The organism is Enterobacter sp. DNB-S2, from assembly GCF_019443845.1.
GTDB classification, from domain to species: domain Bacteria; phylum Pseudomonadota; class Gammaproteobacteria; order Enterobacterales; family Enterobacteriaceae; genus Enterobacter; species Enterobacter asburiae_B.
Genome location: NZ_CP050520.1, coordinates 3,845,066 through 3,856,788, shown reverse-complemented (window position 1 = coordinate 3,856,788; position 11,723 = coordinate 3,845,066). Strand labels below are relative to the sequence as shown.

The following is an 11,723-nucleotide window of genomic DNA, read 5'->3' as shown; positions in this document are numbered from 1 at the left end:
GACGGGGCGTTTCGCCCCGGCCATGTTCAGCCCAGCGCCTTCGCCAGCAGGGTGACTGGATGTTCGCAGCGCTTGCTGGTGGACATCTCAATCTGCCACTTGCAGGTTTCGCAGTCCGTTACCACGATATCCGCGCCGCTCTCTTCAATCTGGCGGAACAGCGGGGCGCCAATCGCCTGCGACGTTTCATAGTTTTCACGCTTAAAGCCGTAGGTTCCCGCAATCCCGCAGCAGCGCGAATCCAGCACCGTCAGCTCCAGGCCCGGAATTAACCGCAGCAGCTCAAGCGTATAGAGCGACCAGCCCATTTTCTCCATATGACACGGCGTGTGATACACCACTTTCAGGGGCAATTTCCCCAGCAGCAACGTCTGTCCGCCGTCCAGCTTGCGCCACAGGAAACGTGTCGCCAGCTCGATGTGCTCGCGCAGGCCGGTATTATCCACGTCCAGCAGATGCGGGTACTCATCGCGCAGGGTGAAGGTACAGGTGGACGAGGTCGCCAGCACCGGAATACCTTTATCGACAATCGCTTCGCGCAGTGACGTGACATTGCTCTGAGCCTGCCTGCGCGCTTTATCGGTAAACCCGTTGGCGATCAGCGGTACGCCGCAGCACTTCTCTTTGTTCAGCAGCTGAACGCCCGTTCCCATGGCGTTAAGCACCTTCAGCAGATCTTTGCCCAGCTGCGGGTGGTTGTAGTTCACATAGCAGCCGTGGAAAAAAGCCACCTGGTCGGCGTACTGCGCCTGCTCCGCCGCGACGGATTTGTACCAGCGGCGGAAGGTGCCGTGAGAATATTTCGGCAGGCTGCGGTGATGGTCTATCTTCAGCGTGGCATCCAGCAGCTGACGCACCGGTTTGAGGGAGGTCGCGGCATTCACGATGGGGGCAAAGGGCGTCGAGACGCTGCCCATCAGATCGGTATGGCTCAGAATAGCGTCACGCAGCGTCGGCTTTTGCGTGCTGTAGCGCGCCCGGGCGCGCTGGATGATATCGCCGATTTTAACATCCGACGGGCAGGCGACTTCGCAGCGTTTGCAGTTGATGCAGTATTTCAGCGCCTCGTCGTACAGCTTGCCGTCCTTCAGGCGCAGACGCTCGCCGTCCGGTCCGGCCTGCTTTGGTCCGGGATAGCGTGGGTTCACGCCGCTCACCGGGCAGACGGTGGTACACACCGTGCATTTAATGCAGCTTTCAAAACGGGTATCGTTCATTGTTCAGCCTCCGTGCGCTGGCTAATCTGCTCTGCCACATACAGCGCCGTGACGGCGCAGACCCCGCCACCGCATCCCTGGGCAATCGGATCGTACCCGCCCAGCAGCGAGCCGATGGCAAAAAGATTACTGACGGGCTTACCGGAAAGTTGCGGATGTAGCTGGTTATCGACAATCACGCCGAACTGCTGCCAGGGCTGCGGCGAGAAGAAATCACTTTGATACCAGTCCGCGCGGGAGGCTCGCTGGCGAACATCGAGCCCCATAATGGCTTCCCGGATGCCCTCCCGGCTGCTCAGCAGCCCGTTGCTGAAGAAGCTGCCGCTTGCCAGCACCGTAAAGCGCGCGCGAAGCGGAATATCGTCGTGGTTGCGCGTCCAGATTTCGCTCACCGCGCCGTCGGTCAGGGTGATTTTTTTCACCTCATCACCCGCCATCCACACGCCGCCCTGCGCGACAAACTGGCGCTGGAGCTGGGTATGCAGGCGAATGCCGGGGACGGAAGGGGGCAGGGTTGGCAGCAGGCCGAGCGAGCAGGGCAGACGATCCGAGAGCCAGCGCCAGAGCCGGTTGTCGCGTAAACCAAAGCAGGCGGGCATCAGCAGGGCGTCACAGCCGTCGCTGAGCGGTCTGAGTGCGTCATACAGCAGCGGCCATTTGTCCTCGTTATCCAGAAAACGGGCGATATTCACCGCGCGAAATTCGCTCGGGTTGTCGCGCAGGACATCAAGCTCAGGCAGCTCTATCTCTGCCGTTTCGGCATTGACGCCCTGGCGACAGAGCGACGCTGCCGCGAGATGGGGCTGAAAATCCAGAAAGCCGCTAATGCCCACGACCCGCACGCGCGCGGCGTTGAAGGGAGCAACGGGCACTTCTTCCGGGCTGAGCCAGGCAGAGCGCAGGGTGCCGAGCGGCGTGACGCGCTGGTGATTGAACCGGGCGCTTCCCTTCAGACGCGCGCCGCAGTCCGCCAGCAGCGCTTCGGTTTCCAGCGCAAAGCGGTCAATATGCTGGGCGCCAATCAGGTGATACGGGTGCTCCGGCGGCAGCTTATCGCGGTACGCTTCGTCCACCAGATCCAGCGAGCCCGACGAGAAGTGCAGGGCGCTCTGGCCCCGGGTGATAATGGCGCAGCGCAGCCCCTGCTTCGTGAGCTTGATGCCGCAGAGCAGGCCTGCCAGCCCGCCGCCGACGATTACGGTATCAAATTTCATCGCGTTGCTCCTTCTCAAGACCGCAAAGCCCCTGGTAGACCCAGCGGGTAAATTCGCTTTCGCGCAGGGCATCGCCCCAGGCGACAGGCTGAATGCCTTTCCAGCGCTCGTTTAAAAACGCGCTGAGCTGATCGAGCGACTGGGTGGCGGTGGTGGTATGAAAACGCTGCAGCAGCCCGGCGGCACGACAGGCGCACAGCTCGCCCTGACAGGTACCCATTCCCACGCGGGTGCGGCGACGAAGATCGAGCAGGCTTGTGACCGTCAGGCTCTCCACCGCGTACTGCACCTCACCGGCGGTGACGGCTTCACACTCGCACACCAGGCTGCGGCTCAGGCGTCCTTCACCGAGCCACTGCGGCGTTCTGTCGCCGTGGCGGTAAATAGCGGATCCGCGCAGCGGCGCGGGCAGGGAGATGATTTTTTGCAGCGTTTTTTCGGTGGACTGACGCGAGCCGGGCAGGGGGTGTTCTGCCGTCACGCACCGTTCAGTATTGCCCAGCTTGCGGCAGACGGCATCGGTCGCCCACTCGGCCATCAGGCGGTAGGTCATCAGCTTGCCGCCGGTGATGGTGATAAACCCGTCCATGCCGTCGCGCTCGGCGTGATCGAGCAGTACGATGCCCCGGCTGACGTTACGTCCGCTCGGGTCGTTGTCGCTGGCAACCAGCGGACGCACGCCCGCGTAGGCGCGCAGAATACGCGTCTGCGCCATCACCGGGGCCAGTTTTTCCCCTTCGCGCAGCAGGATGTCGACCTCTTCGGCGGTCACGCGGTTGTAGTCAATCTCGCTGTAGTCGACGTGGGTTGAGGTGGTACCGATTAACGAAATGGTGTCGCCCGGGACGAGGATATCGGCATCGGACGGTTTGCGGCAGCGGTTGATCACATGGTTATTGATGCGGTGGTCGAGGATCAGCAGCGAGCCTTTCGCCGGGAACATGCGCACCGACAGGTCCGCGTATTCCGCGATGCGCTGCCCCCAGATCCCCGCCGCGTTAACCACCACGGCGGCATACAGCTCGCTGTGTTCGTTATATTGCGTATCAAGGATCCGCACGCCGCAGATACGATGACCTTCACGGATAAGCCCGGTCACTTCGTGCCCGGTCAGGATTTGCGCGCCATGCTCGCGGGCGTCCAGCATATTGGCGGCGGTCAGGCGGAAGGGGTCAACGGTGCCGTCAGGCACTTTTACCGCGCCGATAAGCGCCGGGTTAACCGACGGTTCCAGCCGCCGCGCCAGCGCCGGGTCCATGGCCTCAGCCTGAATGCCCGCCGCAGTGCAGGCGGTAATAAAGGTGTCCTGAAAGGCGAGGTCATCTTCGGGAAGAGTAATAAAGAGGCCGTCGGTCGGCTCAATGCAGTGGCGGGCGATACGCTTGAGGATCTGGTTTTCAGCAATACATTCGCGTGCGGATTCACCGTCGGTAACCGCATACCGCGCGCCGCTGTGCAGCAGGCCATGGTTACGCCCGGTTGCGCCCGTTGCGATGTCGTGGCGCTCCAGCAGCGTGACGCTTAAGCCGCGAAGGGCGCAGTCGCGTGCTATCCCGGCACCGGTTGCGCCACCGCCAATGATTATCACATCGCTGTAGCGAGGATCGTGAATGGTCATTGTTTACCCTCTATGTTCGTTTTTTTATCATTTAGCCATATCAATAGTGTGGTTTGTTTGATTTCGAACATAAACGCGCGAAATTCGAAAGTGGAACGTGATTTCATGCGCTTTTTTGCGCATTCTGTCATATTTCTGTAACAATCTGTGCGTTGATTCACAGTAACAATCACCGTGATTTCTTAACATCCCCGCCTCTGGAATTCAGGTGCGAGCCACCTGCCCATTCAATTCAAGGCCACGGAGGCTGTTATGCTCAGTATCTTCAAACCTGCGCCGCACAGGGCGCGTCTGCCAGAGGCAGAAATTGATCCGCTATACCGCCGTCTGCGCTGGCAAATTTTCCTGGGGATCTTCTTCGGGTACGCGGCGTACTACCTTGTACGTAAAAACTTCGCGCTCGCGATGCCGTATCTGGTGGAGCAGGGCTTCTCCCGCGGCGATCTGGGGTTCGCGCTGTCGGGGATCTCAATCGCCTACGGTTTTTCCAAATTCATCATGGGGTCGGTATCGGATCGCTCGAATCCGCGCGTGTTCCTGCCCGCCGGCCTGATCCTGGCGGCTGCGGTCATGCTGTTCATGGGCTTTGTGCCGTGGGCAACCTCCAGCATCGCCGTCATGTTCGTGCTGCTGTTCCTCTGCGGCTGGTTCCAGGGGATGGGGTGGCCGCCGTGCGGACGTACCATGGTGCACTGGTGGTCGCAGAAGGAACGCGGCGGCATCGTGTCGGTGTGGAACTGCGCGCATAACGTCGGTGGCGGTATCCCGCCGCTGCTGTTCCTGCTGGGGATGGCCTGGTTCAACGACTGGCACGCAGCGCTCTATATGCCTGCCTTTGGCGCAATCGTCGTGGCAATTATCGCCTTTGCGCTGATGCGCGATACGCCGCAATCCTGCGGCCTGCCGCCGATTGAAGAGTACAAAAACGACTATCCGGATGATTACAGCAAGGAGCACGAAGAAGAGCTGACCGCAAAACAGATCTTCATGAAGTACGTCCTGCCGAACAAGCTGCTGTGGTACATCGCGGTGGCGAACGTGTTCGTTTATCTGCTGCGCTACGGCATTCTGGACTGGTCCCCGACCTACCTGAAAGAGGTGAAGCACTTCGCGCTGGATAAATCGTCCTGGGCCTATTTCCTGTATGAATATGCCGGGATCCCGGGCACGCTGCTTTGCGGCTGGATGTCGGACAAGGTGTTTAAAGGCAACCGCGGCGCGACGGGCGTGTTCTTTATGACCCTGGTCACCATCGCGACCGTCGTTTACTGGCTCAACCCGCCGGGTAACCCATCAGTAGACATGGCCTGCATGATTGTTATTGGCTTCCTGATTTACGGTCCGGTGATGCTGATCGGTCTGCACGCGCTGGAACTGGCGCCGAAGAAAGCGGCAGGCACGGCGGCAGGCTTTACCGGTCTGTTCGGCTACCTGGGCGGTTCGGTCGCGGCGAGCGCTATCGTGGGCTACACCGTTGACTTCTTCGGCTGGGACGGCGGCTTTATGGTGATGATCGGCGGCAGCGTGCTGGCGGTACTGCTGCTCATTGTGGTCATGATCGGTGAGAAACGTCACCACGCGGAAGTGCTGGCGCGTCGTCAATAAGGAGCATTGCGATGAAATCATCTTACGTAACAACCGGCCTGCTGCTGGCGGGCCTGATGACAGGCTCCGCGCTGGCGGCGGATAAAATCGTTATTGCCCACCGCGGCGCCAGCGGCTATCTGCCGGAGCATACGCTCCCGGCGAAAGCGATGGCCTATGCCCAGGGCGCGGATTATCTGGAGCAGGATCTGGTTATGACGAAGGACGACCAGCTGGTCGTCCTGCATGACCACTATCTTGACCGCGTGACGGACGTGGCGGATCGATACCCGGACCGCGCGCGCAAAGATGGCCGCTACTACGCCATTGATTTCACCCTGGCGGAGATCCGTTCCCTGAAGTTTACCGAGGGCTTCGAGATTGAAAACGGCAAGAAGGTGCAGGTCTATCCGGGACGTTTCCCGATGGGCAAGTCTGACTTCCGGATCCATACCTTCCAGGAAGAGATTGAGTTTGTTCAGGGGCTGAACCACTCAACCGGTAAAAATATCGGCATCTACCCGGAGATCAAAGCGCCGTGGTTCCACCATCAGGAAGGCAAAGACATTGCCGCGAAGACGCTGGAGGTGCTGAAACAGTACGGCTACACCAGCAAGAAGGACAAAGTCTACCTGCAGTGTTTTGACGCCGCCGAGCTGAAGCGCATCAAAACCGAGCTGGAGCCGAAGATGGGGATGAACCTCAATCTGGTGCAGCTGATTGCCTATACCGACTGGAATGAAACCCAGGAGAAGCAGCCGGACGGCAAGTGGGTGAACTACAGCTACGACTGGATGTTTAAGCCGGGCGCGATGAAGCAGATTGCGCAGTACGCCGACGGCATCGGGCCGGATTACCACATGCTGGTGGCGGAAGGCTCAGCGCCGGGCCACGTGAAGCTGACGGCGATGGTGAAAGAGGCGCACGCCAGCAAGATGCAGGTGCATCCGTATACCGTGCGTGCAGACCAGCTGCCGCCGTATGCCACGGACGTGAATCAGCTTTATGAGGTGTTGTATAACCAGGCGGGCGTGGACGGACTGTTTACGGATTTCCCGGATAAAGCGGTCGAATTCATTCACCGGAAGTAGGTTTGGCAGGTCGGGTAAGGCGAAGCCGCCACCCGACAATCAGGCTCTGCGGCCTGATACCCTAACCCTAACCCTCTCCCACCGGGAGAGGGGATACGGACAACATCACATCTCGATCTCTATATCACCTTTTGCCCGGCAGCAGCAGGGCAAAATTTCCCCTTCGTTGATAAAGGCCAGCGGCTCGGTCAGCCAGTCCACCTGGCCGGCGACCAGACGGCAGCGGCAGGAGCCGCAGTAGCCGGAACGACACTGGTACTCTACTTCTACCTGATGCGCCTCAAGCGCCACCAGCAGAGAAGGGTGCTCCTCCCGACACAGTACCTCAGTGCCGGAAAGACGTAGCGTGACGCGTGACATCAGAGCTGGAAGTTGCTCAGGTCGTCGGTGTTGACTTCAGAATCAATCTGACCGACCAGATAAGAGCTGACTTCCACTTCCTGCGGCGCAACCTGCACGTTATCGGACACCAGCCAGGTGTTGATCCACGGGATTGGGTTAGAGCGCGTCTGGAACGGCAGGTCAAGACCGACGGCCTGCATACGGATGTTGGTGATGTACTCAACGTACTGGCACAGGATGTCTTTGTTCAGGCCAATCATGGAGCCGTCGCGGAACAGGTAGTCTGCCCACTCTTTCTCTTGCTGAGCCGCCAGCACGAACAGGTCGTAGCACTCCTGCTTGCACTCTTCGGCAATTTCCGCCATCTCCGGATCGTCCGTCCCGCTGCGCAGCAGGTTCAGCATGTGCTGGGTACCGGTCAGGTGCAGGGCTTCATCGCGGGCGATCAGACGAATGATTTTGGCGTTGCCTTCCATCAGCTTGCGCTCTGCAAAGGCGAAGGAGCAGGCGAAGCTCACGTAGAAGCGGATCGCTTCCAGCGCGTTGACGCTCATCAGGCACAGGTACAGCTGTTTTTTCAGCGCGCGCAGGTTAACGGTGATGGTTTTACCGTTCACGTTGTGCGTACCTTCGCCCAGCAAATGCCAGTAGCTGGTCATCTCGATCAGCTCGTCGTAGTAATGGGCAATGCCTTCCGCGCGCTTCTGGATCTGCTCGTTGGTGACGATATCGTCAAACACCACCGCCGGATCGTTCACGATGTTGCGGATGATGTGGGTGTAAGAGCGGGAGTGGATAGTCTCGGAGAACGCCCAGGTTTCCACCCAGGTTTCCAGCTCAGGAATGGAGATCAGCGGCAGCAGCGCCACGTTCGGGCTACGACCCTGAATGGAGTCCAGCAGCGTCTGGTACTTCAGGTTGCTGATGAAGATATGTTTTTCGTGATCCGGCAGCGACTGGTAGTCAATACGGTCGCGGGAGACGTCCACTTCTTCCGGGCGCCAGAAGAAGGAGAGTTGCTTTTCAATCAGCTTTTCGAAGATGTCATATTTTTGCTGATCGTAGCGTGCCACGTTGACCGGCTGGCCGAAGAACATCGGCTCTTTGAGCTGGTCGTTTTTCGTCTGTGAAAAGGTGGTATATGCCATGAGTGTGTCCTGTCTTACGAAATAAAGGCGGGGGTATCCCCGCCCTTCATTAGATCTTACATGCGCCGCTTTCGCAGCCATCGTCCTGAATTGACGGTACCATGTCGTCCTGCGCGTCTTCCGCACCGTCACGGGTGTTGTGATAGTACAGCGTTTTCACTCCAAATTTGTAGGCGGTGAGCAGGTCTTTCAGCAGCTGCTGCATCGGTACCTTGCCGGACGGGAAGCGCGTCGGGTCATAGTTGGTATTGGCAGAGATCGACTGGTCGATAAACTTCTGCATGATACCCACCAGCTGCAGGTAGCCGTCGTTGTTCGGCATTTCCCACAGCAGCTCGTAGTTATTACCCAGCGTTTCGTAATCCGGTACCACCTGACGCAGCACGCCGTCTTTTGACGCTTTGATGCTGACGTGGCCGCGCGGCGGTTCAATACCGTTGGTGGCGTTAGAGATCTGCGAAGAGGTCTCGGACGGCATCAGGGCAGAGAGCGTAGAGTTACGCAGGCCATGGGTCTTGATGGACTCGCGCAGACCTTCCCAGTCGAGATGCAGCGGCTCGCTGACGATCGCATCCAGGTCTTTCTTGTAGGTATCGATTGGCAGAATGCCTTTCGCGTAGGTGGTTTCGTTGAACCACGGGCACGCGCCTTGCTCTTTCGCCAGCTCGTTAGAGGCTTTCATCAGGTAGTACTGAATCGCTTCGAACGTCTGGTGCGTCAGGTTGTTAGCGCTGCCGTCGGAGTAACGCTTGCCGTTTTTCGCCAGCCAGTAGGCGAAGTTGATCACGCCGATACCCAGGGTACGGCGGCCCATTGCACCGCGTTTAGCGGCCGGGATTGGGTAATCCTGGTAGTCCAGCAGGGCGTCGAGCGCGCGAACCGCCAGCACCGCCAGCTCTTCCAGCTCGTCCAGGCTCTTAATTGCGCCCAGGTTGAACGCGGAAAGCGTACACAGCGCGATTTCGCCGTTTTCGTCGTTCACGTCTTCCAGCGGTTTGGTCGGCAGGGCGATCTCCAGGCACAGGTTAGACTGGCGCACTGGCGCAACTACTGGATCAAACGGGCTGTGGGTGTTGCAGTGGTCCACGTTCTGGATGTAGATACGGCCGGTAGAGGCACGTTCCTGCATCATCAGGGAGAACAGGTCTACCGCCTTCACGCGCTGCTTGCGGATGCTGTCGTCTTTTTCGTATTTGGTGTACAGACGCTCGAACTCGTCCTGATCGGCAAAGAACGCGTCATACAGGCCCGGAACGTCTGACGGGCTGAACAGGGTGATGTCTTCGCCTTTCAGCAGACGGGTGTACATCAGCTTGTTGATCTGCACGCCGTAGTCCATGTGACGCACGCGGTTGCCTTCCACGCCGCGGTTGTTTTTCAGAACCAGCAGGCTTTCCACTTCCAGGTGCCACATTGGGTAGAACAGGGTCGCAGCACCGCCGCGCACGCCGCCCTGAGAGCAGGATTTTACTGCCGTCTGGAAGTGTTTATAGAACGGGATACAGCCGGTGTGGAACGCTTCACCGCCGCGAATCGGGCTGCCCAGCGCACGGATGCGACCGGCGTTGATGCCGATACCGGCACGCTGGGAGACGTATTTCACGATGGCGCTGGAGGTGGCGTTGATGGAATCCAGGCTGTCACCACACTCGATCAGTACGCAGGAGCTGAACTGACGGGTTGGGGTACGCACGCCAGACATGATTGGCGTCGGCAGAGAAATCTTGAACGTGGATACCGCATCGTAGAAACGCTTCACGTATTCCAGACGGGTGTCACGCGGGTAGTTAGAGAACAGGCAGGCGGCCACCAGAATATAGAGGAACTGGGCGCTTTCGTAGATCTCACCGGTTACGCGGTTCTGAACCAGGTATTTGCCTTCGAGCTGCTTCACCGCCGCGTAGGAGAAGTTCATGTCGCGCCAGTGATCGATAAACCCGTTCATCTGCTCGAACTCTTCTTCCGTATAGTCTTCCAGCAGATGCGTGTCGTATTTGCCCAGCTCAACCATTTTCACGACGTGATCGTAAAGCTTCGGCGGCTCAAACTGGCCGTAGGCTTTTTTACGCAGGTGGAAAATCGCCAGACGTGCAGCGAGGTACTGATAATCCGGTGCTTCGCGGGAGATGAGGTCTGCCGCTGCTTTAATGATTGTTTCGTGGATATCAGACGTTTTGATGCCGTCGTAGAACTGAATGTGGGAACGCAGTTCAACCTGGGAGATAGATACGTTGTTCAGTCCTTCTGCTGCCCAGTCGAGAACTCGATGGATTTTGTCCAGATTGATACGCTCGGTAGTACCGTCGCGCTTTGTCACCAGCAGACTCTGATTCATGTGGGTTTTACCTGTCCGTGAAATAAAAAATATCCCCCGTTTATCCACAGATCCGTCTTGTGACTAACTCTGTGGATAAATACTACATGTAGGGGGTTTGCGATAAGAAAAACGCTATATGGTGAGTATTCTAGTATCGAATCTTTTCAGCACAAGGGTTGATTTTGGCGTTAAATTGAGGTTGTGAAAGGGTAAAAAAGGCTAAGTCCTCGTACCGTAAGGCCTGGAAGACATGTCAATAATTAAGAAAAAAAATTCAAAATTTGATCGAGTGCTGATTTCTTCAACGGGAGGTCAGAATTGCGCAACATGATGTCGCGCAATCTTTATAAGAATAACGAATGACGTTAGTCGTTTTTGGCGGTGGTATGCAACATATAGTTAACATCTACGCCCGGTGCGAGCTTGAATTTATCGGTCAACGGATTGTAGTGCAGGCCGGTGATGTGCTGCTCTTTGAGCCACGTCTGGTCAACCCAGCCTAACAGTTCCGCAGGCTTGATGAATTTCTTCACGTCGTGCGTCCCTTTCGGCACCATGCGCAGCACATACTCCGCGCCGACAACGGCCATCAGCCAGGCTTTACCGTTACGGTTGATGGTTGAGAAGAAGACCTGGCCGCCCGGTTTCACCAGTTTTGCACAGGCGTGCACCACCGACTGCGGATCGGGAACGTGCTCCAGCATCTCCATGCAGGTCACCACATCGTACTGATGGGCGTGTTTTGCCGCGTGCTCTTCCACGGTTTCCTGCACGTATTCCACCTGTATGCCGGACTCCAGCGCGTGAAGGCGGGCCACCTGGAGCGGTTCAAAGCCCATATCCAGGCCCGTAACATTCGCCCCTTCGCGCGCCATGCTCTCAGCCAGGATGCCGCCGCCGCAGCCGACGTCGAGCACTTTCTTACCGAACAGACCGCCGGAACGCTCCGCGATATAGCCCAGACGCAGCGGGTTAATGCGATGCAGCGGTTTGAACTCACCTTCGAGATCCCACCAGCGGGACGCCACCGCTTCAAATTTGGCAATCTCTTCGTGGTCAACGTTGTGAACCACCGGGGATTTTTCGGCATTCATGGGCGCTTTTACTCCTTATTTAGCAAGACAAAGGAGTATATCAGGCAATCCCCGTGAATAAAGCGTATAGGTTTACCTCAATCACCTCGGCTGTGTTA

Annotated in this window: 9 protein-coding genes; 2 read left to right on the top strand and 7 right to left on the bottom strand. The window is 58.0% G+C overall.

The window, feature by feature from the left end:
* Positions 1 to 26: 26 nt before the first annotated feature.
* The 3 genes from glpC to glpA are packed head-to-tail and all read right to left on the bottom strand — an operon-like array spanning position 27 to position 4,049.
* Complete coding sequence (glpC, locus tag HB664_RS18400; protein ID WP_219939962.1) at positions 27 to 1,217, bottom strand: anaerobic glycerol-3-phosphate dehydrogenase subunit GlpC; 1,191 nt, start codon at positions 1,215 to 1,217, stop codon at positions 27 to 29.
* Entirely contained in the window at positions 1,214 to 2,431 is a 1,218-nt protein-coding gene (gene glpB, locus HB664_RS18395; protein WP_219939961.1) for a glycerol-3-phosphate dehydrogenase subunit GlpB, read from the bottom strand. Before glpB ends, glpC begins: the two co-directional genes overlap by 4 nt.
* Positions 2,421 to 4,049, bottom strand: coding sequence for an anaerobic glycerol-3-phosphate dehydrogenase subunit A (gene glpA / locus HB664_RS18390; RefSeq protein WP_219939960.1), 1,629 nt, complete (start codon positions 4,047 to 4,049; stop codon positions 2,421 to 2,423). The genes glpB and glpA overlap by 11 nt, the downstream gene beginning before the upstream one ends.
* Before the next feature lie 252 nt (positions 4,050 to 4,301).
* Between glpA and glpT the strand changes: the two genes are divergently transcribed.
* Positions 4,302 to 5,654 (top strand): glycerol-3-phosphate transporter, encoded by a 1,353-nt coding sequence (gene glpT / locus HB664_RS18385; protein WP_045888627.1) that lies wholly within the window; start codon positions 4,302 to 4,304, stop codon positions 5,652 to 5,654.
* Positions 5,655 to 5,665: 11 nt separating this feature from the next.
* On the top strand, positions 5,666 to 6,724 hold the full coding sequence (gene glpQ / locus HB664_RS18380; protein WP_143346675.1) for a glycerophosphodiester phosphodiesterase: 1,059 nt from the start codon (positions 5,666 to 5,668) through the stop codon (positions 6,722 to 6,724).
* 105 nt (positions 6,725 to 6,829) lie between these two features.
* Here glpQ and yfaE read toward each other — a convergent pair whose 3' ends face one another.
* From yfaE to ubiG, 4 genes are all read right to left on the bottom strand, one after another.
* On the bottom strand, positions 6,830 to 7,084 hold the full coding sequence (gene yfaE / locus HB664_RS18375; RefSeq protein ID WP_023294104.1) for a class I ribonucleotide reductase maintenance protein YfaE: 255 nt from the start codon (positions 7,082 to 7,084) through the stop codon (positions 6,830 to 6,832).
* A complete protein-coding gene (gene nrdB, locus HB664_RS18370; protein WP_023312514.1) occupies positions 7,084 to 8,214 on the bottom strand; it encodes a class Ia ribonucleoside-diphosphate reductase subunit beta in 1,131 nt (376 codons plus the stop codon). Before nrdB ends, yfaE begins: the two co-directional genes overlap by 1 nt.
* A 49-nt stretch (positions 8,215 to 8,263) precedes the next feature.
* A complete protein-coding gene (gene nrdA, locus HB664_RS18365; protein ID WP_023312513.1) occupies positions 8,264 to 10,549 on the bottom strand; it encodes a class 1a ribonucleoside-diphosphate reductase subunit alpha in 2,286 nt (761 codons plus the stop codon).
* A gap of 347 nt (positions 10,550 to 10,896) precedes the next feature.
* Positions 10,897 to 11,625, bottom strand: a complete 729-nt coding sequence (gene ubiG / locus HB664_RS18360) for a bifunctional 2-polyprenyl-6-hydroxyphenol methylase/3-demethylubiquinol 3-O-methyltransferase UbiG (protein ID WP_048980024.1) — start codon at positions 11,623 to 11,625, stop codon at positions 10,897 to 10,899.
* Positions 11,626 to 11,723 lie beyond the last annotated feature (98 nt).